17 protein-coding genes and 1 pseudogene are annotated in these 23,123 nt (G+C 44.7%); 2 read left to right on the top strand and 16 right to left on the bottom strand.

What is annotated here, in order from left to right; translation table 11 throughout:
* Positions 1 to 163: 163 nt before the first annotated feature.
* The 4 genes from JOJ89_RS06950 to JOJ89_RS06935 all read right to left on the bottom strand — a co-directional run bounded on the left by JOJ89_RS06950 (position 164) and on the right by JOJ89_RS06935 (position 5,292).
* Positions 164 to 1,672 carry an MDR family MFS transporter gene (locus JOJ89_RS06950; protein WP_203290000.1) on the bottom strand — a complete coding sequence of 503 codons (1,509 nt, stop codon included), beginning with the start codon at positions 1,670 to 1,672 and terminating at the stop codon, positions 164 to 166.
* Between the two features lie 99 nt (positions 1,673 to 1,771).
* Positions 1,772 to 2,701 (bottom strand): patatin-like phospholipase family protein, encoded by a 930-nt coding sequence (locus JOJ89_RS06945; RefSeq protein ID WP_203289999.1) that lies wholly within the window; start codon positions 2,699 to 2,701, stop codon positions 1,772 to 1,774.
* A gap of 120 nt (positions 2,702 to 2,821) precedes the next feature.
* Positions 2,822 to 4,342 (bottom strand): ABC transporter permease/substrate-binding protein, encoded by a 1,521-nt coding sequence (gene opuFB / locus JOJ89_RS06940; RefSeq protein ID WP_203289998.1) that lies wholly within the window; start codon positions 4,340 to 4,342, stop codon positions 2,822 to 2,824.
* Entirely contained in the window at positions 4,339 to 5,292 is a 954-nt protein-coding gene (locus tag JOJ89_RS06935; protein WP_203289997.1) for an ABC transporter ATP-binding protein, read from the bottom strand. The genes opuFB and JOJ89_RS06935 overlap by 4 nt, the downstream gene beginning before the upstream one ends.
* A gap of 153 nt (positions 5,293 to 5,445) precedes the next feature.
* Here JOJ89_RS06935 and JOJ89_RS06930 point away from each other — a divergent pair, with 153 nt between their 5' ends.
* Positions 5,446 to 6,090 carry an alpha/beta hydrolase gene (locus JOJ89_RS06930; RefSeq protein WP_203289996.1) on the top strand — a complete coding sequence of 215 codons (645 nt, stop codon included), beginning with the start codon at positions 5,446 to 5,448 and terminating at the stop codon, positions 6,088 to 6,090.
* Between the two features lie 63 nt (positions 6,091 to 6,153).
* On the opposite strand, the gene JOJ89_RS06925 is transcribed toward JOJ89_RS06930, so the two are convergent.
* From JOJ89_RS06925 to JOJ89_RS06895, 7 genes and pseudogenes are all read right to left on the bottom strand, one after another.
* Positions 6,154 to 7,572 (bottom strand): cell wall-binding repeat-containing protein, encoded by a 1,419-nt coding sequence (locus JOJ89_RS06925; RefSeq protein ID WP_203289995.1) that lies wholly within the window; start codon positions 7,570 to 7,572, stop codon positions 6,154 to 6,156.
* Between the two features lie 154 nt (positions 7,573 to 7,726).
* The gene (locus JOJ89_RS06920) at positions 7,727 to 10,804 is read right to left on the bottom strand and encodes a cell wall-binding repeat-containing protein (RefSeq protein WP_203289994.1); all 3,078 of its coding nucleotides are present in this window, start codon (positions 10,802 to 10,804) and stop codon (positions 7,727 to 7,729) included.
* A 153-nt stretch (positions 10,805 to 10,957) separates the two neighbouring features.
* The gene (locus tag JOJ89_RS06915) at positions 10,958 to 11,980 is read right to left on the bottom strand and encodes a M42 family metallopeptidase (RefSeq protein WP_203290284.1); all 1,023 of its coding nucleotides are present in this window, start codon (positions 11,978 to 11,980) and stop codon (positions 10,958 to 10,960) included.
* Positions 11,981 to 12,095: 115 nt separating this feature from the next.
* A pseudogene (locus JOJ89_RS06910) lies at positions 12,096 to 13,867 on the bottom strand (glycoside hydrolase family 13 protein).
* 60 nt (positions 13,868 to 13,927) lie between these two features.
* Positions 13,928 to 14,842, bottom strand: coding sequence for a LacI family DNA-binding transcriptional regulator (locus JOJ89_RS06905; protein WP_203289993.1), 915 nt, complete (start codon positions 14,840 to 14,842; stop codon positions 13,928 to 13,930).
* A gap of 115 nt (positions 14,843 to 14,957) precedes the next feature.
* A complete protein-coding gene (locus JOJ89_RS06900; RefSeq protein ID WP_203289992.1) occupies positions 14,958 to 15,416 on the bottom strand; it encodes an RDD family protein in 459 nt (152 codons plus the stop codon).
* Positions 15,417 to 15,545: 129 nt separating this feature from the next.
* The gene (locus tag JOJ89_RS06895) at positions 15,546 to 16,409 is read right to left on the bottom strand and encodes a dimethylarginine dimethylaminohydrolase family protein (RefSeq protein ID WP_481825273.1); all 864 of its coding nucleotides are present in this window, start codon (positions 16,407 to 16,409) and stop codon (positions 15,546 to 15,548) included.
* A 178-nt stretch (positions 16,410 to 16,587) separates the two neighbouring features.
* Here JOJ89_RS06895 and JOJ89_RS06890 point away from each other — a divergent pair, with 178 nt between their 5' ends.
* Positions 16,588 to 17,838, top strand: a complete 1,251-nt coding sequence (locus JOJ89_RS06890; RefSeq protein WP_203289991.1) for an ATP-binding protein — start codon at positions 16,588 to 16,590, stop codon at positions 17,836 to 17,838.
* A gap of 496 nt (positions 17,839 to 18,334) precedes the next feature.
* Here the strand turns inward: JOJ89_RS06890 and JOJ89_RS06885 are convergent, their stop codons facing one another.
* Genes JOJ89_RS06885 through JOJ89_RS06865 form a run of 5 tightly spaced genes read right to left on the bottom strand, consistent with a single transcriptional unit; the run spans position 18,335 to position 23,082 of the window.
* The gene (locus JOJ89_RS06885) at positions 18,335 to 19,120 is read right to left on the bottom strand and encodes a serine hydrolase (RefSeq protein ID WP_051865101.1); all 786 of its coding nucleotides are present in this window, start codon (positions 19,118 to 19,120) and stop codon (positions 18,335 to 18,337) included.
* A complete protein-coding gene (locus JOJ89_RS06880; protein WP_029282003.1) occupies positions 19,117 to 20,130 on the bottom strand; it encodes an ABC transporter ATP-binding protein in 1,014 nt (337 codons plus the stop codon). Before JOJ89_RS06880 ends, JOJ89_RS06885 begins: the two co-directional genes overlap by 4 nt.
* The gene (locus tag JOJ89_RS06875; RefSeq protein WP_029565365.1) at positions 20,127 to 21,047 is read right to left on the bottom strand and encodes a C40 family peptidase; all 921 of its coding nucleotides are present in this window, start codon (positions 21,045 to 21,047) and stop codon (positions 20,127 to 20,129) included. The genes JOJ89_RS06880 and JOJ89_RS06875 overlap by 4 nt, the downstream gene beginning before the upstream one ends.
* The gene (locus JOJ89_RS06870; RefSeq protein WP_203290282.1) at positions 21,044 to 22,147 is read right to left on the bottom strand and encodes a dipeptide epimerase; all 1,104 of its coding nucleotides are present in this window, start codon (positions 22,145 to 22,147) and stop codon (positions 21,044 to 21,046) included. Before JOJ89_RS06870 ends, JOJ89_RS06875 begins: the two co-directional genes overlap by 4 nt.
* A 5-nt stretch (positions 22,148 to 22,152) precedes the next feature.
* Positions 22,153 to 23,082, bottom strand: a complete 930-nt coding sequence (locus JOJ89_RS06865) for a S66 peptidase family protein (RefSeq protein ID WP_203289990.1) — start codon at positions 23,080 to 23,082, stop codon at positions 22,153 to 22,155.
* Between the last annotated feature and the right edge of the window lie 41 nt (positions 23,083 to 23,123).

Below are 23,123 nucleotides of genomic sequence, written 5' to 3'. Positions count from 1 at the left end.
ACAGGAACATGGACAGGTTCTGATTCTCCTTATAATAGCGAATAAATACTCTCAGTATACGGAAGTATGTCTGATAAGACCGCCTTTTGGCTCAATTTTTTAAAAACCTTCCATAATAAAAAAGAGCCTAAACAAAGCAGCACGCTTCATTTAAGCTCTTTTTTTAATTGGCGGATACTTCTTCTTTCTTCCCGGTGATCAGTCTTGTTTTACCCATGAAAAAGACGGTGATCAGGGCAGCTCCAAGCGGAATAAGGGCAAACAGGAACATGGCGGTAATTGAATCTGACATCGCATTTACAACCGGTTCAAGCACCCCGGGAGGAATCTGCTCCCGTACTTCCGGCTGAAAAATTCCCTGAGGATTGCCCATATCAAAACCGTTGCCGGCAGAACCGGCATTTTCAAGCTCTCTTATAAAGATTTTTGTTTGAATAGCTCCGAAGATTGTCACTCCGATTGTCATGCCTAGCGATCTGAAAAAGGCATTCGTTGCGTTCGCTGAACCTCTGAAACGAGGGTCCAGATTATGAATGGACGCATTTGGAAGGAGCGAAAAGGAAAATCCGACGCCAAATCCTGAAAGTATCATAAACAGCGTCAGCAGAAGCCTTCCCGTGTCCGGCGTCATCGTGCTGAGCAGCCCCATTCCGGCTATAAAGGAACTGATGGAAACAAACATAATGCTGCGGTAGCTTGTTTTAGTCATAAAAGCACCCGCAAGCCCGCTGCCGACAACAGACCCAAGCATAAGAGGCATAAGAATGTAACCGGCACTTGTTGCTGATCCTCCGTATACTGCCTGAACGAAAATCGGAATGAAGATCGTAAGAATAATAAATGACCCCCCGTACAAAAAGGCAAGGATCTGTGAACTTGCAAACAGCCTGCTTTTAAACATCCAGAAGGAAATGATTGGATCTTTTGCTTTTGTTTCTGCCACTAAAAATAAAATCAAAAATAAGACGAAAGAGCCGAACAAGGAATAGGACTGCCATGAAGTCCAGGAAAACTCTTTTCCTCCAAGCTCAAGAGCAAACATAAGACTGACAACGCCGGCTACAAGCGTGAGGGCACCGGCCCAGTCAATTTTCTGGCTTTCAAGCTTTGCTTTTTCATGATAAAACTTTCCGACAAGAATGACAGATAAAAGGCCGATCGGAATGTTCACATAAAAAACCCAGTGCCAGCTGATGTATTCTGTTAAATAAGCTCCGATCAGCGGGCCGAAAACAGATGCAGATCCGAACACTGCACCTAAAAGTCCTGTCATTTTCCCGCGTTTTTCAGGCGGGAAAATATCAAAAACAATGGTGAATGCAATTGGCAGAAGCGCACCGCCGCCAACTCCCTGTATAGCCCTGAAGATGCTCAGCTGAGTAATGTTCTGTGCAATCCCGCACAGGGCAGATCCTGCAAGAAAAATGATAAGTCCAATGATGAAAAACCGTTTTCGTCCGTACATATCAGAAAGCTTTCCAAAAATCGGCATACCCGCAAGCACCGTCACCATATAGGCAGACGTCACCCACACGAATTGATCAAGTCCTCCAAGATCACTGACAATCGATCCCAGGGCAGTTGCAACAATGGTATTATCAATTGCAGCCATAAAAATACCGAGGAGAAGACCTGCGACAACCAGCCGGGTATGTTGTTGAGATGCGTCCATTTCCTTCACTTCCTTAATAGTTAAGTTGATGAATCTTCATCATCTATTATAGTCAAATTTGAATAGGATACCAGCATAAACTGCAAATAAGCGGGCCAGTTACAGACCCGCAGCGGTTTTGGTTTTCTTTCGTATTTCTTTATATTTCTCAAAATCAAAGCTCTTCAGAAACTGCTGTGCGGAAGAATACCCTGATTGATACAAAAACTCGATTTCGTCTTTATTCAAATTAAAATCAGTTGCTGTTATTCCTCCTGTAGGAATTTGGACTGTGCGTCCTTTTGTTTCTTCAGTCAAATGTCTAAGATCGTGTGCCTGCAGCATCGTTTTGAACATATTTTTGAAAAGATGAACGGGTGTCGGTATAACAGCCCCCGCCTTGATTTCTTCTTTAATAAAACGGAAGCCGAAGGTTGGAAAGCGAGGTTCTTCTTTCGAATCAAACAGCCAGATCGGAAAATTGCTCAGCAATCCGCCATCTAATATATAGGAAGTGAACTGGGAAGATGATTTCCATTTTACCGGCCTGAAGAAAAAGGGAATAGATGCGCTCATCATAACCGCTTTAGAGACTTTCAGATCGGTGGGTTTCATCTTGTATTTGGGCAGATCATCAGGCAGGATAAGTATTTCGCCATTGGATACGTCTGAGGCAATGATTTTCAGCTTATCTTGGGGCAGGTCTGCAAATGTGCGAATCCCTTTTGCCGAAAGGAGACCGTCTATCCATTCTTCCAGATAGCTGTTTTTGTAAAAACCGAGATGAATCATGAGCTGAAGCAGTCCGCCGATGATGGGGATGTAATTCAAAAAGGTTCTGCCCCTGAATTTTGTAAAATCAAGCTCTATGAGATGCTCCCTGATTTCATAGCTTTTATAGCCTGCTGCCAAAAGGGCGGCAATGACTGCACCCGCAGATGTCCCTGCAAGGCGCTCCCATTCAATTTTTTCTTCCTCCATTGCCTGAATAGCACCTGTAAACGCAATGCCCCGGACTCCTCCGCCTTCAAATACTCCGTCAGCTTTCATTTGTGCTTCACCTCCGGAATGATCTTCTTTCTTTATTCTTGTTTTTCTGTCAGAAATCCTTTTTGTCTAACACATCCATCAGAAAAAGAGGGAGAATCATGACATTCTCCCTCTTGCTCCTTACTTCCCTAACAAACCTTCATTACTTAAGTACTGCTCAGCAACTTCTGCAGCCGTTTTCCCTTCAACATTTACCTGATAGTTCATTTCTCTCATTTCGTCATCCGTTATTTTTACTGACAATTGATTCAGGGCTTCCTCGAGTTCTGGATGCTCATCGAGCGTTTCTTTTCTAAGCAGCGGTGCTCCCTGATAGGGAGGAAACAGATTTTTATCGTCTTCAAGGACTAAGAGATTATATTGTTTCAGTTCACTGTCTGTTGAATAAGCATCAATTAAATTGATTTCGCCTGTCTGAATGGCTTCATACCTGAGCTTAGGCTCCATTGTTTTTAAGTTCGCAAAGGTGGTGCCGTAAACTTTCTGTATACCTTTGTAGCCATCCTCCCTGTCCGAAAACTCAAGAGTGAACCCTGCTTTTATATTCCCTGCAGCCGGTTTAAGATCTGACATTTTTTCAAGGCCGTACTGTTCTGCAGCTTCTTTAGGCACAGCGAGTGTATACGTATTGTTGAATGACATCGGCTCAAGATATGCCATGTCAAACTTCTTGAGCATACCTGCTTTTGCCTGCTCGTATACTTCTTTCCGGTCAGTGCTGACGGCCTCTTCTTTTAAAAAGGTCGTAATTGCTGTTCCTGTAAATTCAGGGTAAATATCAATGTCTCCTGATTTTAGAGCGTTAAAGACGAATGTCGTTTTTCCAAGACCGGGCTTTAATTCAACCTCAAGATCCGTCTCCTGCTCGATCAGCAGTTTGTACATATTGATCAGAATTTCCGGTTCAGCCCCCAGTTTTCCTGCAATGACAATGTCTTTCTTGCCGGCACCAAACGCAAGGGGCACAGCAACAGCCAGTATGGCAATTAATCCTGCAATGCCGATGACTTTCATTGATCGCCTCGATGCCGCTTTTTCAACGCCCCGCAGAACAGCATCAAAGAAAATAGCAAGCAGGGCTGCGGGAATCGCTCCGAGCAGAATCAGCATGTTGTCATTTCTGTCGATTCCAAGCAGAATGAGTTTTCCGAGTCCTCCTGCACCAATAAGGGCAGCCAGTGTGGTGGTTCCAACGATCAGTACCATCGCCGTGCGGATACCAGCCATGATGACCGGCATGGCAAGGGGCAGTTCTACTTTATACAGCCGTTTCATGCTGTTCATCCCCATCGCACGGGCCGCTTCAATTAAGGAAGAATCCACTTCTTTAATGCCGGTGTACGTATTTCTCAGAATCGGAAGCAGTGCATAGATGACCAGTGCAATAATGGCAGGCACTACTCCAATGCCGACAAGAGGAATCAGCAGTCCGAGAAGGGCAAGGGACGGAATGGTCTGCAGGACGGCAGAAACACCAATCACTCCTTCTGCGGCTCCTGATTTTCTTGTCAGATAAATGCCCAGCGGAATGGAAATGGCGACCGCGAGCAGCAAAGCAATAAAGGAGATCTGGATATGCTCAAGCAAAGCAGCTAAAAGCTCGCTTTGCCGTTCTTTAAATACATCAATAAATGCCGTCATATTCTCCCTCTTTCTTCCGCACGGCTGGCTAAAAACTGTACCGCGGACTCTCTCGTTATGGTCCCGACAATCTGTCCGTTCCGCTCAACAGGTATCATGTCTTCTGTCACCAGTCTCTGGAGGGCTTCCTTCCGGTCTGCCGTAAAGGATATCGGTTTTTTGAGCGGATCTGTTTCCTGCAGAGGCCTGATCCACGGTTCAATGGATCCTTCCAAAACAGCAGCCTGTCCTCTGTTTCCGATAAATTCTTTGACAAAATCGCTGGCGGGACGTCTGACGAGCGCTTCAGGCGTGTCAATTTGCACAGCTTCCCCGTCTTTCATCACACAAATCCGGTCACCGAGAGCAAGGGCCTCCTGCATATCATGAGTCACAAATACAATCGTCTTATGAATGCGCTTTTGCAGGTCAATGATATCCTGCTGGAGTTTTTCCCTGCTGATCGGGTCTAGTGCACTGAAAGGCTCATCCATCAAAATAATATCCGGGTCTGCAGCAAGAGCTCTGATGACCCCGATTCTCTGCTGCTGACCGCCGGACAGCTCATTCGGTTTTCTTGTTCTGTATGTATCCGGATCAAGCCATACCATTTCCAGAAGTTCATCTGTGCGTTTCCGTATTTTCTCTGCATTCCATCCCCTCAGTTCAGGAACAATCGCGATGTTTTCTTCAATCGTCATATGAGGAAAAAGCGCAATTTGCTGGAGAACATACCCTATATTCCACCGCAGCTCGTGAATGTCATAATCATGAACATTTTTGCCATCTATGCTGACAGTGCCGTCTGTGGCATCAATCAGCCTGTTGATCATTTTCATCGTCGTCGTCTTGCCGCAGCCGGAAGGCCCGATAAAGACAAAAAACTCGCCTTTTTCTATTGTTAAGTCCAGGGCGTTTACTGCCTTCGTACCGTCTTTGTATACCTTTGTCACATTCTCAAACCGGATCATCTGCTCACCTTTTTTCTATAGTGTTATCATAGCGCCACCAAATGTATTACCCTCTCCCGGCGAAAGATAAGCTTCTTTTTTACTCAAGAAAGGAATCTGCACCCAATTAGTGGAATTAGTAGTATCATACTAAAAAAGAGAGGATAAAATCCAATGGTTCAAATCCAGAAAGATTCCATCACAGGCTACAAAGACGGCACTGTTTCCTATTCCCTGCTCAGAAAAGCCTCTCAAGGAAAAACACTTGCTGTTATGTTTCCGGGCTACGGATATACAGCGCAGGGCCCGCTGTTTCACTATTCAACAGGAATTTTCCTGAACCGCGGTGAGGATGTCCTGCATCTTAACTACTCCTACCAGTCGCCTTTTTATGAATCATTTTCAGATAAAGAGCTTGATGATGCGTTAAAAAGAGATGTCCGGCATGTCATTGATACCGTATTAAGCGCGCACTCCTATGAACACTTTTATTTGATAGGAAAATCACTCGGCACGATCGCACTTGCTGCTGAACTTGGGAGAACGGCATTCCTCGATGCGAAAATTGTCTGGCTCACGCCTTTGCTGAAAAGGGATGATGTATTTGAGGGCATGTACACAAGCAAAAAGAGAGGTTTATGCATCATCGGCGATTCAGACCCCTGCTATGACCAGGAGCGCTTTGAGAAGCTTTCTGAAAATCCATTTCTTGAGCGTGTCCTCATAAACGGGGCTGACCACAGTCTGGAAGATTCAGAGGATCCGGTAGGTTCAGTGGATGTGCTGAAGGATGTTATGATGAATATAAAGAGGTTTTAAATCACTTCTAAATGGAAAAGACCGGTGCAGCTAATGCTCACCGGTCTTTCTCATGCTATGGCTTTATTCAAAAAGCTGGTCGATTGCTTTTTGAGGAAGAGCTTTCTCTCCGCCGAGGATGTAGTTAATAAATGTTTGTTCCTTGTAAGTTTGAACTGTCTCATAAGTAGATGAGTTGAACTTTACTGGATTTACAAGAACAACAGGACTAAAATATTTAGCAGCAAGAGCAGAACCTGCAAGGGCATCCGGGTAGTCTGCACCTGTTGCAAAATACATCATAGAAACGTCAATATCGTCAATAAATGTATCAATAATTTTGTTGTTCGTTGCATAACGGTCTGCACCGCTGATGCGTTTTTTGCCAGGCAATGCTTTTACAGAAGCGTCTGTAATTGCGCCGGGTCCTCCGATAATATATGTCCGGTCAACTTCCCAGTTTTTTATAAACGTTGAAACAGCTCCAGGCACTGAATCTTTTCTTGTCAGAAGAATCGGCATCTCCATCTGTGCCGCAATTGGCGCGATTGACAGAGCGTCAGCAAAGCTTAAGCCTGTTGCTAGAGTGACCGGACCGTACGTGCCGATTTTCTCTGCAATTTTAGCAGATGTTGCATAGCGGTCAGAACCGCTGATTCTTGAAACTCTCAGTCCCATGCCTTTTAATTCTTTTTCAACATTAGCAGAAACCGCTCCTGTTCCTCCGACAATGATGACTTTTGTGACATCCAGGCGGGTTAACTCTTTTTTAACAGCGCCCGGAAGTGCTCCCGGTCTAGTAAGCAGCAACGGAGCATTTTCACTGTATGCAAGCGGTGTAGCACTTAATGCATCCGGAAAGCTTGTACCGGTTGCAAGAACGGCCGTATCTGTTTCGCCTTCAAACCAGTCTTCCTTAGAGATATTTACAGCTGTTTCGTAGCGGTCTTCCCCAGAAATTCTCTGATATTTCTCCATTGCATCCTGGTAAAGTGAATACTGTTCGTTTAGGCTGACAGCACTTGAATTAGACACTTCTAAATAGTAAGTTCCCGCTGGAATTTGAGCTTCAATGCTTTGAAAACTCAATCCTTCATCTTCATCATAGAATGTGCTTTTAGCTGATTCTTTTCCATCTGACGAAAGCAAGCGGATCTTTAGTGTGCTTTCTTTGCCGTTTTCAGTGAATCCAATGAGGTTATAATGCGCCTCGCCATCTACTGTAAACTTATAATAATCGAGATCTTTTCCATTGTTAGAAGCTTGATTGACTGTTTTGCCGAAGATTGAATAGCCAGTCTCAACAGGATTAGCCTTAGTCAAAATATCGTTAGGCTCTTCCTCATAATACACTCCCTCTTCTTCATCAAATCCAAAAGCCTTCATTTGGCCTGCCTGAACCTGCGCTGCAGACCATTTCTCTGTCGTTTTTTCTGCCGCAAATCCCTGTGCGCCAGGCAAGGCGAGCATTAGCCCGCAGGCCAGCAATATTTCCTTTTTCATAATATCCCCCTATTCCTATGTATCAAATCTACTAGATTATACATTCTATCAGTGCTGAATGTAATAGGTACAATCTATTATTTCAGCTGATTTTTTTCGACTTTTTTTGACATAAAGAAACCCCGGCAAATGCCGGGGCCTGATTCATAAACTCTTATTCAAATAATGAAAGAATAGAATCTTCAGGTAAAGCTGTTTCTCCGCCGATGATATAATACATGGAAGCTGTGTCAGCATAATCAGCTAGTGTATCTTTCGTCGTTTGCTTGGCTCCCGACGGGCTTGTAAGGATGACAGGACTTCCGCTCATTGCTGCAAGGGCAGATCCTGCAAGGGCATCCGGGTAGTTCATTCCTGTAGCGATATATGGCGCCGACATATTCAGCGTGTCGCTGAAGTAAGAGATGATTCTGCTGTTCGTCACGTATCTGTCAGAACCGCCGATTCTGTCAGGCTCCGGGAATGATTTTGCCGTTTTGTCAGAAATCACGCCTGTTCCCCCGATAATATAAGAAAGTTCAATTCCGCTCTCATCGACAAAGTTTCTGACAACGGACGGCACACTGTTCTTCTTAGTAAGAAGGATCGGCATTTCCAAAGATGCAGCTACAGGTGCAATAGAAAGGGCATCTGCAAAGCTTTCTCCTGTTGCAACTGCTGCGAAGAAAGGCTCATCCAGCTCTTCTGCAATCTTGACAGAAGTGGCATATCTGTCAGCGCCGCTGATGCGTTTGATTTTCTTCACGCCAAGATTTTTCAGCTGTTTTTCTACATTTGCAGAAATAGCTGTTTTTCCTCCGACAAGAATAACCGTTTCCGTTTCCAGTCTTACTAATTCATCCTGCACGATGACTGGAAGCTGATTTGTATCTGTCAAAAGAAGCGGTGCATCGTTTTTATACGCCAAAGGTGTTGCACTCAGGGCATCCGGGAAATTGCGGCCTGTTGCTATAATTGCAGTCTCTGCCGTTTCAAAGCCCTCTTCAGAAAGCTTTACCGCTGTTTCAAAGCGGTTTTCACCCGCGATGCGCGTCCATTCAGTAAAGTTCTTTCCGATTCCGTTGATTGCTGCAGGAGCATCAAGGCGGCCCCATCCGGATACTCTGTCATATCCAGGAATAACTTCTTCTTCCTCGTAAGGGATTTCTTCCTCATAAGGGTACTCTTCATAGTTTTCCCATGGATTATCCTGCTCATCAAAAGCGATATCCTGAGCGGTCTTCGTGAGAATTTTTTCAATCTCAGCAGGAGTCAGATCCTGCTTGTGTGAAAGAAGCAGACCTGCAACCGCTGCAACATGCGGTGTTGCCATAGACGTACCGGTCATGTTTGTAACGTTTCCGTCGGGCATTAAGCTCGGAATGTCTGTGCCAGGTGCTACAAGGTCCAGGCCTTTTCCATAGTTGGAGTAGTCTGAAACCAGGTCGATTCTGTTTGTTCCGCCGACAGAAATAACATATTTAGATGAAGCCGGATAAGAAAGCTCCTCCATGCCGTCATTACCGCTTGCAGCAACTACTGTTACCCCGCGATCATATGCATACTTTAACGAACTCTCAATCACGCGGCTGTATCCTCCGCCAAGGCTCAGGTTAATAACCTGCGCTCCCTGATCTACCGCATATCTGATGCCAAAAGCGATTCCTTCTGTGTCACCGCTTCCTGCTGCGTCAAGGACTTTTACCGGAAGGATTTTTGCATGCGCGTTAATCCCGGCCATAGAATAGTCGTTGCCCGCTTTAGCGGCAATGATGCCGGATACATGTGTACCGTGACCGTTGTCATCCATGGCATCTGTATTTTTAGAAATAAAATTGTAGCCTTTGTCTGTCAGAACTTGACCGCTTAAATCAGCAAGCGTGTGATCAACTCCTGTGTCGGCAACGGCAATGACTGTATCTTTCAGGTCTTTGCCTTTCAGCAATTCCTGAAGCTGTTCAAACTTGATGTCTGCACCTTGAATTCCTCCGTCGCGGCCTTCGTTTTTAAGTGACCACTGGTAAGGATATTGGGCGTCGGCTGTAAATGACTGATAGCGCTGAACAGGCTCTGCATATTCTACTTCAGGCAGTTTTGAAAGACTGCTTACTGCAGATTTCAGACTGCTTGAAGAAGCTTTAAAGCCTCCTGTGCTGCCTTCAACTTCCATGACATACGTATCTGGAATGATGGATTTGTCTGCTTTTAAAGGTGCTGCAGACTGAATGCCGAATGCTTTTGTTTTCGATTGAATGCTGCTCAGCTTTTTGCCTTCTTTGAGTTTAACGATGACACGGTGTTCAGTACTTCCTGCTGAAGGGACACTATAGCCCCCCTTTTGAAGAATGGATGATACCGTCTTGTTTGTTAAACTGCTGATGCCGACAGCATTGCCGGTTTTCTTAATAGAATCCTGAAGGAACGATGGAACTGAATCAAGTGCTGTCGAGTAGAGGCGGTTAATGGCATCCTGATCCTCTTTAGTCACTTTATACGTGCTGCTGCTTCCTTTTTCAGCAACTTCGGCAAATAGACCTTTAAGCTGAACAAGATCTTGGTAGACCTGATCGCGGATCGTTTTGCTGAAAACCATTTTCGTGCTCAAAAATGGCGCGATTTTATAATACATAGCGGAAAGTTCCTTGCCGTTTTCCGTTTTTGCAAGCACATCTTCACGGATTGATCTAAGGTCTTTCAAAATCGCCTTGCCGTTTTCTCTTTCCTTCGTGCTCAGCTCAGCCGGACACTCGTCAGAACTCATGTATTCTGAAGGAGGAAGTGTTACCCCGTCATAAGAAAGAGTATAGGCTGCAGCCGGTGCTTCCGGTGCTTCTTCTCCTTCTATGTACTCTTCTTCATACGGATAATGCTCTACTTTCACATAGAAAGGGCCTGCCCATGCTACCGGGAAATCAAGCTGTACCGGTTCATTCGCATAGGAATATCCCATATATCTGTCAAACGCGCGGTTATCAACGGCGTTTTCAAGACTTGAATAAACGGTGATGTTCATCTCAAGCTCTGATTGAAATTTCACTCTGAGATGAGTGAAATCCTTAACTTCTGCTGCAGAAGGATCCACAGTATACCATTTTACATTTTCGCCTTCTTCAAACTGTCCTTCAACAGGTGTTCCTGCTTTGAGAAGGGCTTCTTCTTTAGGAACATCAGCCCCGGCTGCACCTGCGGCCTGGCTGAAAAACAGGGAAAAAATCATGACAAATGCCATGAAGCTGCTGATGGTTCTTTTCATTTAACTACCTCCGTTACTAGATTCATTGCTAATACAAATCTATTAAATCACAGAAATTTATAATATGGAAAACTTTTCTACTTTTTTAAGGAAGATTTAATATTGTAAAAAGGATTGACAAAAGACCCGGATGAGCTCCGGGTCTTAGCAGGATTAAAGAACCATTTCAGATAGGACGTAATGGTATAGAAGCTTAGCCGTATTTTCAAGTGAATCCTTATGAGTTCTTTCATATGCATGGGAAGAGTCAATGCCCGGCCCCACTAGTCCGTGGACGATGTCATGGCCTGAACGGATGGCAGCAGAGGCATCGGAGCCGTAGTACGGGTAGATATCAAGCTTATAGCCGATCCCGTTCTTTTGAGCCAGATTCGTTAAGTGCTTTCTAAGTCCGTAATGATATGGCCCGCTTGCATCCTTCACGCAAATGGATACGGTATACTCATCTGTTGACTGGCCGTCACCCATGGCTCCCATATCGACAGCCAAGTATTCTACCGTCTCCGGTGTGATATTTGAGTTGCCGCCATACCCGATTTCCTCGTTGTTTGAAATTAAAAAATGGGTTGTAAAGGGAAGCTCGGTCTGCTCTTCTTTTACTTTTTTCATCAGTTCTAAAAGCAGGGCCACACTCGCTTTATCGTCTAAGTGCCTTGATTTGATGAAACCGCCGTCTGTGATTTCAACCCGCGGGTCAAATGAAACAAAGTCCCCGACTTCTATCCCAAGCTCCCTGACATCATCAGCATTCTTCACTTTTTCGTCAAGGCGTATTTCCATATTCGCCTGATTGCGTTCAGCTTTGCCGGCATCTTTATACACATGTACAGATGTCTGATGCATTAAAATCGTACCCGTGAACATTTTTCCTGAGGAAGTCTCAATTTTGCAGCATTCGCCTTCGATGGAATTGTATGTAAATCCGCCAATCAGGTCGATTGTCAGTCTTCCGCTGCCTTTTATCTCTTTTACAATAGCGCCAAGTGTATCGACATGAGCAGTAAGCATCCGGTGACGGCTCTGATCTTTGCCTGGTATGGTTGCAATCAGGCCGCCTTTGCGGTTGCGTCTTGTTTCTATGCCGCAGGCGGATAAATAGTTCTCAACATATGTAATCACTTCATTCGTATTTCCAGACGGACTCGGTATGGAGACGAGTTCTTTTATAAGCTGCATTGTATCTTTCACCGCAGACACCTCTTTTGTCTTTTTTTCAAGTATAGCAGTTTCTTTTATCCTTTATATAGAAAAAACCGATATTCTGCACGGAACATCGGTTTTTCTATGCCGTTTAAATTTGTGTTGCGTATGAAATCATAGCAATTCCGTGCGGCTTCAGCTTAACGGATGGTCCATTCACTTTTTCACCTGTCAGCACACATTTTCCGCCTGCAGCGTTCTCAGGCAGCTCCGCTTCTGCATCGCGGTCTGTTCCATTTAGAACAAACAAAATGGTTTGATCTTCATGTGATTTTGTATACATGACAACCTCGTCCTCTGCTGCCGCTTCCATGAACTGAATCCGCCCTCTGTTTCCGAATGCAGGATTCGTTTTCCGGAGCGAAATCAGCTGCGTAATAAAGCTTAGCAAATCTGTATCCTGCTCCTCATCGTCCCAGACCATGCATTTTCTGCAGCCCGGATCCATTGCTCCCGTCAGGCCGATTTCATCTCCGTAGTAGATGCACGGTGCTCCCGGTGAAGATAAAAGAAACGTAAAGAGCTGCTTCACTTTGTCCGTGCTCTCTCCGCAGACGGTCGCGATGCGCGGCGTATCATGGCTGCCGAGCAGGTTAAAGGCAACTGCTGATATTTGCTCAGGATACATGAGCAAAGCTTCAGATGTACGGTTGATAAACTCGCTTGCCGTTACTTTCCCTTCAGCGAAATATTCAATCGCAACACTTGTATAAGGATAGTTCATGACCGCATCAAACTGATCTCCCTGAAGCCACGGCATGGCGTCATGCCAAACTTCACCAAGGATATAGACCTCTGGATCAATGGCCTTGATCTCTTTTCTGAATTCTCTCCAGAAATCATGGGACACTTCATTTGCAACATCAAGTCTCCACCCGTCGATGCCAAATTCCTTCACCCAGTACCGGCCAACTTCAAGAAGGTATTCTCTTACTTCCGGATTGCCCGTTCTCAGTTTCGGCATATTTTCAGAGAAACCGAACGTTTCATATTGCACCCTTTCCATCTTTTTTCAGAGGAAAGCTGTTAATGTGGAACCAGTCCTTATACTTGGAATGCTCTCCATTTACAAAAACATCCTGAAAAGGCGGGAATTCATAGCCGCAATGATTGAATACTGCATCAAGCATGACTTTAATTCCATTTTCATGACAGATGTCAACAAGGCGCTTAAACGTTTCTTTATCTCCAAACTGCGGATCAATCTCCATATAATCAATCGTGTCATATTTGTGATTTGAGAAGGCTTTAAAAATAGGTGTAAAATAGATGCCCGTCACGCCAAGCTTAACGAGATAATCAATGTTCTGAATGACTCCTTCAAAATCTCCGCCAAACGTGTTATTTGCAGTCGGCTCCGTGCTACCCCCAAGGCAGAGCTCCTTCAGGATTAAGCGCTTCGTCTCCATTTGCAAACCGTTCAGGAAAAATTTGATACCATACAGTATCTTTAACCCATGAAGGAGCAGTAAAAATGTCTTCTTCGTTAATATAAGGGAAAGTAAAGTAGCCGCCGGTATGTTCAGGTTTCTTTTCAATGAAACCCTGCTCTGTATAAATCAGCTTTTCGCCGCCTGCAATAATTTCAAATCCGTATTTCAGCCGTTTGTGCGGAGGCTTTAAAGCAATTGTCCAAATATCGAACAGTTCTGTCTTTCCGAGCAGCGTCATTTCTTCGTGCTCTTCTGATTTCCATTTCCACACGCCGTTTTTGTCCTGGTCCCATGTAAATGGATCTCCCCATATAAGGCGCACACTTTCTGCCTCGTTTTTCTTAACCTGCAAGCGGATATGCAAAGTGTCTTTATCGTAAGCATAAGCAAAATTGTTTTTTGGACGGTGATAGACTGCTTCTTTAGTTATCATTGTAGATTCCCCCAGTAAATAACTTAAACGTTTAAGTTTAGTGAAAAAGAGCAGATTTTACTCTGCTTGAATAGACGTATATTTTTCCAGATGGAGACCGCGGTTGTCTTTCATCAAATCGGACAGAACGTTGAACGCGGCGGCTGCCTTCGTTTCTTTAAATTCGACGCAGTTCACTCCTGCCGGCAGAATGGAAGGACAGCCGGATGTGCATATGACAGTGTCCTTCTCTATGTTTCTGTGCCTGCTTATTGAAGAAGCAAGAAATTCATTGAGAATGACTGCAGGCTGGCCCTTCTTTTTGTCCAAGAACGCAAGAAGATCTTTCTCACCGGAAGTAATATGAATATCATCCTTGTGAAAACCCGAATCCTTCATTATTCTTTCCGTGATTCCTGCATTGTGATAGGCTTCCATAATTAAAACGGCAGGTTCAGGTGATTTCTTTCTCGCAGCCTGAAATGCATCCTGATAATCAAAGATGACTTTATAAAAGAGATCATCATCAATGACGCTGTCGACTATTACCAGCGGAACCCCTGATGGAACGGTGGTTGAGATGCTGTAGAAGAAGTCCTCTTTTACATCAACAAGAATAACCCCGTCAAGTTTCCGTTCCGCAATAATTTCAAGATTCGGCTTTTCAACATCGATACTTGAAAGCAGAACATGATACCCTTGTTTAGTCAGAAGTTTTTCCAGTTCAAAGAGAAATTCTGCCTGATGGGACCGTTTCCATACCCCTTCATCAGCTCCCCTGTTCAATAGAATGCCGACAAGGCCTGTTTTTTGTTTCACGAGCGATCTTGCCGCAAGATTTGGGACATAGTTCAGTTTTTTGGCAATTTCAAGCACCCGTTCCTTCGTTTCTGACGGAATGGTCTGATTTTGCGCGCCGTTTAGTACATAACTGACCGTCGCAACAGATACACCAGCTTCTGCAGCAATATCTTTCATTGTTGCTTTTTTCATTGTTTCACCATTTTCACTTAATCGTTTAAGTTAATTATAAAGCATCATTTAAGCAATGTCCAGCTGATCTTCCTTTGCGACAAAAACCGGCTGGAGTGCAGCCGGCTTTTGACCATTATGCCTGAAGTCTTTTTTCAGAAGCTGCCTGTAAATCCGGTTCCGCTTTAACCACATATGTATCTGCCATCATATCGTGCAGGGCCCGTTTTCTGTCCGTAAATGCAGCCATGATGTAGCCAATATAAAAAATACTGCTTACTATGTATCCGAGGTATCTGATCCACGATTGACCCATGGAAATTTTTCCGCCGGTATCGTTAACGACTTTCAGACCCAGCATCTTTTTTCCAAGTGTTCCCTGAAAAGAGGTTGCAGGCATCATTCCAAAATACAGGATTGTACCTATTAATAGTGCAAGGGTTAGAAACCCTAAAATTCCAGGAATGAGTCCCTCTCTTACTCCCGATACCAATAAAAAAATACTAGGCAAAATTAACACGCTGTTCGTTATCAGCCCATCGATCGTTGCGGCGGCAAACCGTATCCAAAATCCTGCAGGTCTTTGTTCATTCATAAAATCAATCCTCTTTCATGTTTATTTTCTTGAATCTGGAAATCTTTTACCCTTTTTTACCATTATTAAAACTGACTATTTTCCTATAAATTCAAAAAAAATAACAGCTGCGTGAAGCAGCTGTTTCAACTATACCGTTCTTAAGATGGGCATTGTACAGCATCTGAACGAACCGCCCGATTTTATGATTTCTGAGATGTCCACTTCGATGACATTAAAACCCTTTTCCCTCAGCTTGCTGTTTACTTCCTTGTTGACTGGAAGGCTGATAACGGTTCTGTTTCCGATAGAAAGGACATTTGTTCCCATTGTAAATTGTTCGGATTCATTTATTTCGATCAGCGTGTATCTTTTCTTAAGCATGGCAAGTTCTTTCTCTTCAAAAGCCGGTTTGTATACGAGCGCCTCTTTTTCTGAAAGAACATTAAACACACAGTCAAGATGGAGATATTTTTCTTTAAAAGGCACCGGTATCACCTGGAACGCCGGCGCTTCCGCCTGGAGTTTTTCGATGGCACTCATGCACGTTCTGCCGCTTACCCCTGCGAAAATGGTTGTGCAGTCTATGATCACATCACCGCCTTCAATCCGGTGGTCATTAAGGCTGACCATTGGATATCCCTGAACATCCAGCCATTCTCTGAGCACCGTCTCCTCACCTTTTCTGATATCCTGGCCCATTTCGGAAACAAAGACCGTCTTTCCGATAGTAAAGCCTATATCTCTAGTAAAAACCTGCTCTGGATATCGCTCATCAGGCTGAAGCTTTATCACTTCTGCTCCGTTTTCAGTCAAAACACGGACAAATTGGCGGTGCTGCTCTGCTGCAAGCTTCCCGTTAATATTTTCATTGGCATAATGCCTTTGTGTTTCGTTAATGACTTCAGTAATCCTCATATAGTGAGGTTCACAAACCAGCACCCTCTTTAAAGAATCATATTCACTGAAGCAAGCTAATGTTTCTTCCGGTTTTCTGATGGCTGTCAAATGAATTCCCCCATAAAAAGTATGCTTTTATGAGATTATTCCCTATTCCTGCAAAATATTAAACTACCTTGTTATAAAATCTTACGCCTATTTTCGCAAACTGGACTGTTAGGAATTGTCAACCAACCCAATATGTTATATAGTCTTATAGGTTAAACTAATTTTTTCCTAATGAGGAAGGTACATGAAACCAGAAAATGAAATGGAAGCTCTGAAAAAAGAAAATCAGATGTTAAGAGAACTTCTTGCCGAATGGCCCGCCGCCTTTACGTATGTGAATCCTGAGCACGAACTTTCAGTCAGCAAGACACAGAAGGATGGCCATCCCGTAATCCGGGCGCTTACATATGAAGAGAAGCAGGCTCACACTAACCAGCGAATCTATTTATCTGCATCTGAATCCGGTTCTTTTTTGCAGACAGAAGAATTCTTATCCGATATTTTTGACCTCGTTGCCCATCATATCGTCTTCATCGACGGATCGGGCATCATTACATTATGCAATCTTCAGGCAGCCAAAGATCACGGCGTTGACAGAGATACAATCATAGGAAAACATTTGCGCGAGCTCGTCCAGATCCCTGATGAGCAGCTGCTGACCCTGGAAACTGCCCGTACTGGCATTGAGTTCGTAGACCGGGAAGTGCTTGATAAAAATTACGGCATTTTGAACACGCGCATTCTTCGGGACTCAGATGGAACGATTATGCGCGTCATAGGCACCTTTTACTTTTTGAATGCCATTAAAGAAGCAGAAAAGCAGGCAATCGCAGGAAGGATTGCAGCCGGCATTGCCCATGAAATCCGCAACCCCCTTACAACGGTGCGGGGATTCTTGCAGGTGCTGAAGGAATCTGCCGACCCCGATACAAAAGCGCTTTTTCAGTCTGTGCTAATTCCAGAAATCGACCGCGCCAATAAGATCATTACCGATTTTCTAAGTATCGCAAAGCCTGCAGAGATCAGGTCTGAAACGTTTAAAATAACTGACTTTCTCGAAGTTCACCTCGGTAGAATTTTAAAAAGTGAAGCTCTATTGTATGGGGTTGATGTTGAAATTGTCATTGATCCACAGGCAAGAGAAGCCGCAATACTCGGAAATAAAGATGAACTGCTTCAAGTTTTTCTCAACCTGTTTCAAAACTCGTTTCAGGCTAAAAAGAAAGACCCGCTCATCATACAACTAACTGCGGCTGTGACCGGCGACCGTCTGCAGGTTGCTTTCAAGGATAACGGCAGCGGCATCATCCCGTCTGCGATCTGCCATATTTTCGATCCTTTCTTCTCTACAAAAGACAGCGGCACAGGCCTTGGACTGTCCGTTTCGAAAAAAATCATTGAGAATCATAAGGGAACAATGTCAGCAGAAAGTGATGAAAACGGAACGGTTTTCTATATGGAATTTCCTTTGGTGACAGGCAAGTTCTCATCATAAAAAACAACCGGCAGCTGGGTAACAGCTGCCGGTTGTTTTTTGTTTGGGATCATTTTGATTACTGATAGTGTCAATACCGGTACCATTCATTTGGTATAGTTCAGTCAATCATGGTACCGTGCTCTAACGATAAGTGCCATCAAACCAGGTTTTCCACCCCTTGATGGTTCCAAACTCCGTGATAAGTGCTATCAAATCAGATTTCCCTGCGTTTGATGGTTCCTATCTCACCGATAAGTGCCATCAAACCAGATTTCCCGCCGCTTGATGGTTCCTATCTCACCGATAAGTGCCATCAAATCAGATTCTCCGCCGTTTGATGGTTCCTATCTCACCGATAAGTGACATCAAATCAGATTTCCCGCCGTTTGATGGTTCCTATCTCACGGATAAGTGACATCAAATCAGATTCTCCGCCGCTTGATGGTTCCAATCTCACCGATAAGTCCCATCAAATCAGATTTTCACACCGCTTGACGGTTCCTATCAGAACTCATCAGCCCTTCCCGACCAGCAGCTTCTCATAAATCAGCTTTCCAACTTCACTAATTGTTTTTCTTCCCCATTCTTTCTGTTCGAGCTGATCAATCATTACAGCAGCATACACCGTTGTATCTCTGTACTTTATGATCGCGCAGTCGTGCTCAATTCCGGGGAGTTCGCCTGTTTTGTTACCTGCGTAAATCAGGTCTTTATCCATGTTATAAGGAAGTTTATCAGTAAACTGCTGTTTTTGCAGGATGGCAAGCATCTTCTGTCTGCTATCTTCAGAGACAAAATCACCCTCGTTAATAGCCTGAAGGCATCTCACCATATCTGCCGGTGATGTGAAATTATCCATTCCAGATTGGATGGCATCAAGGTCCATCATTTTCCGGTTAAGCTTCGTATCGACAAGGCCGAGACCCTCAATAGTTTCATTGATTTTAGTCATGCCGATTTTTTCAATCACCCAATTGGTCGCGGCATTGTCAGAAACAGTGATCATAAGTGTTAAAAGATCCTGTACTGATAAGACGGCATCCTCTGATAAAGCCTGAAGGACACCGGCACCGCCGGTTTTTTCAACATCACGCAGCTTCACCTTTTCATTCAAATCCAGATTTCCCTTTTCAGCCAGCCTGAATGCTGTGAGAAGAATCGGCAGCTTAATCAGGCTTGCAGATGAGAAAACATCACTGCTTCCGGCTTCGAGCCATTCACCGTTCCACGAGAAACATGCACCCGCCCGTCCAGGACAACTCGATAAAATGTCAGCTGCATTCTTTACGAAATCGTTCATTTTTTTGCAGCTGCAATCTGCTCTGAGCCGCTGCTGCCGACTATGCCGGCATCATATAAATGGCAGGCAACGTAGTGATTTTCTTCCACTTCCCGAAACTCCGGTTTTTTGACAGAACATGCTTCCATCGCATAGGCGCAGCGTGTTCTGAAGACACATCCGCTTGGAGGATTCATTGGACTCGGCAGTTCTCCCTGAAGAATAATCCTCTCCCGCTTATCTTCAACATCAGGGTCCGGTATCGGGATAGCCGTCAGGAGTGCCTGTGTATATGGATGAAGCGGCTTTTTATAAAGGCTGCTGCTTTCCGTAAGCTCGACCATCTGCCCAAGATACATTACCCCAATGCGGTCGCTGATTTGTTTCACCATGGACAAATCATGCGCGATGAATACATATGTCAGTCCTTTTTCCTTTTGCAGGCGTTTCATCAAATTGACGACTTGAGCCTGGACGGAAACATCCAGTGCTGAAATCGGCTCGTCCGCAATGATCAGCTGGGGATCAAGGGCGAGGGCTCTCGCGATTCCGATCCGCTGTCGTTGGCCTCCGCTGAATTCGTGCGGATAGCGGTTGGCATGATCCCGGTTCAGGCCAACATCCTCGAGGAGCTGATACACTTTTTCTGTTCGCCCTTTTTTGCTGCCGTACATCCCGTGAACTTCCATCGGTTCAGAAATAATCTCAAGAACGGTGGACCTTGGATTCAGAGATGCATACGGATCCTGAAAAATCATTTGCATTTGGCGGTAAAAGGAAAACTTCTCTTTTCCTTTGAGCTGATGGATGTTTTTTCCGTTAAAAATAACTTCTCCATCTGTTTGATCGTAAAGTCCGAGAATAGTTCTTCCGGCTGTTGATTTGCCGCACCCTGACTCACCTACGATCCCGAATGTTTCTCCTTTTTTCACTGAAAAGGTAATTCCGTCTACCGCTTTCAGCGTTGCCCCTTTGCCAAGATGAAAATGTTTTTTCAGATTGCGCACTTCAAGCAAATTCTCCACTGTTATCCCTCCGTCTTCTGAAAGTAGCGTCTGGCTGCACATAGTTCTTTCTCGTAAATCGTTCCTGCCATTTCAAGTATCTCTATTGTTTTTCCTGTGTTAGGAGAGTGCAGAAGTTTTCCATCTCCATAATAGATCCCGACATGATGCAGGCTGCCTTTTCCTTCTTCATAGGCAAAAAACAGCAAATCCCCGGGCTCAAGCTGATGGAGTTCAACCTTCTCTCCTGATGCTGCCTGATCATGGGCATCGCGGGGAATGATATACCCGTTTGCTTTGCACATCGTATAGCTGAATCCTGAACAGTCAAACCCAAAACTGCTCATTCCCCCCCAAAGATATGGAAGGCCGAGAAATCGCTCGCCATCTTTTACAATATCTGCACCGTTTCCTTTAGGGATCTCATCAAACGAACCGGAAATGGATACATCTTCTGCTTTCAGCAGGCAGGTGCCAAGTGGCGTATTGACACTGATCCAATCAGTGTCTTCCTTTTCAACCGGCAGAATCGTCTGGAAGCTCAGCTCAAATAAAGGGGATTTTTCTTTAGAGAACAGCATCGTCTTCTTGCTTTGCACAACGGCGATCGGTCCGGTGCTCTCCTCTTCCCCTGCGGCAATTTGGGCGAGCGGCATCCATCCCGGATATCCGCGGTCATCTTTTGAAGAAGCCTGACTCGGCACGATGACGTGCGCGAAGCCATCTTCTTCTTCAAGGATCAGAACCTCTTCTCCAAAAAGTGCCTGCGTCTGAATCCGGTTTTCATCACATAGCGCAAGTCTTGTTTCATGCGTCAGCTCGTTCAGCCAGCCATCAAGGTCGGCCGGATTTGACACGGCTTTTTCATCCAGTTCCCTCGGTGAGTTCTTATCTGTCCAGATGGTTGCTGCTGCAACTGTTACTCTTCCTTTTTTTCCTGTCATATCGAGAGGGCCTCCCCGTCATTTATCCATACATCTGTAATGCCAAGTCCATTTCCTTTTGAAAATGTCATGTGTCTGCCGTCATATTTGACTCCGCCTTCTACGATTTCTTTTGCAAGCATCAGAGGAGCGTCAAAATCAAAACGGGTAATGTTTTTCTTTGCTGCCGCAAAATGAGCAGCAGCGGTTATGCCGACTTTCGTTTCGATCATGCTGCCGGCCATGCATTCCACCCCGCATACTTCTGCAAATCGGCTGATCATTGATGCCTGATAGATTCCGCCTGCTTTCATAAGCTTGATGTTGATCATGTCCGCACTTCGCGTTTTCAGCACGTCAAATGCCTGTTTTGGAGTAAACACGCTTTCATCCGCCATGATCGGTGTTTCCACGGCATCTGTCACTTGTTTAAGACCTTCGATATCATGTGCTTTAACCGGCTGCTCCACAAGTTCAATATCAAGACCCATATCCTCCATTTTCCGTATAACCTTCACAGCTTCCTTCGGCTTCCATCCCTGGTTGGCATCAAGGCGGATCTTAATACCCTGGCCGACCCTGCTGCGAATTTCCTTCACTCTTGAAATATCGAGACTGCTGTCTCCGAGACCCACTTTAATTTTCAGAACGTTGAAGCCCTTTTGGACGTACGACACGGCATCCTCGCCCATTTCCTGGACATCATTTACACTCACTGTAAAATCGGTTTCAAGCTCCTGCCTGTATCCGCCGAGATATTGATAGAGAGGAAGCTTGCTGTATTTTGCTAGACAGTCATGAACAGCGATATCCACTGCCGCTTTTGCACTGGAATTACCTGCAAGAACTGTTTGAATTCCCTGGAAAATACCTTCATAGTTTACGAGATTTTTTCCGATTAAAAATGGTTTGAGAACGTGATGGATGGCGCCTTCAATACTGCTTGTGCTGTCCCCTGTAATGACATGGGTAGGGGGTGCTTCTCCCCACCCGGTTATGCCTTCTGAACAAGTAATTTTCACAAGAACGGTTTCAGCAGTGACAACCGTTCTGAGCGCCGTTTTAAAAGGCTTGATAAGAGGCACCGCTGCTTTGAATGTTTCGATTCTTTCAATTTTCATCATCATCAGACTCCTGAGATTCCGCTTTGGATGGTTAACGTTTTTGTTTTCGTATTCATGACAGCTTTTGTTCCGAGCGGCACAGCAATATTGGGACTGCAGTGTCCGATTTTGAACCCTTTTATGGCAGGTTTGCCTGATAGAGCAACATAGTGAGCCACCACTTCGTCAAGCGGAATGGAGCGTTTTCGTTTTTGAGGAACGCAATTATGAAAGTCTGCCACGACAATGCCTGCTGCCTCTGTCAGTTTGCCCGCTGAATAAAGCTGGTTCATCATCCGGTCAATCGCATAAGGCTCTTCATCAATATCTTCGATCAAAAGCAGTTTTCCGGCAGCATCAATCTCAAATGGTGTTCCAAGTGAGCTTGCAAGCAGGGAAAGATTGCCTCCCACAAGCTCACCGTCGGCCTCCCCTTCTGTCATGATCTCAAGAGGAGAAATTGATTCGTCATATGTGATGCTGCTGCCGTCAAACAGCTGCTGAAAATAGGATTCTGTCAGCGGCAAAACGCCTTTTTCTTCTCCAAAATCAGAACTCAGCATTGGTCCGTGGAAGGTGACAAGGCCGGTATTTTGCCTGATGGCTGTATGTAAAAATGTAATATCACTGTATCCCCAGAAGATTTTAGGATTCTTCTTTATACCCTCATAGTCTAGAAGAGATGCCATTCTCGCCGTTCCAAATCCGCCGCATGCACAAATGATCCCTTGGATGCTTTCATCTGCAAACATGCTGTTCACGTCTGCTGCCCTGTCTTCATCTCTTCCTGCAAGATAGCCGTACTCGTCCTGAGCGTGCTTTCCAAACCGGTACGACAGTCCGTTTTTTTCAAGAAATGAGAGAGAGCGTTTCAGGTTTTCTTTATTCGGGGGACTTGCCGGGGAAATAATTCCGACCGTGTCTCCTTTTTTTAACGCTTGAGCTTTGATCATGGTTCATTCTCCTTTATAGACAAAAGGGGTGTTCGTGTGAA

The organism is Metabacillus sp. cB07, assembly GCF_016839225.1.
Taxonomy (GTDB): Bacteria; Bacillota; Bacilli; order Bacillales; family Bacillaceae; genus Bacillus_P; species Bacillus_P indicus.
This window is presented reverse-complemented; position numbering and strand designations above follow the sequence as displayed.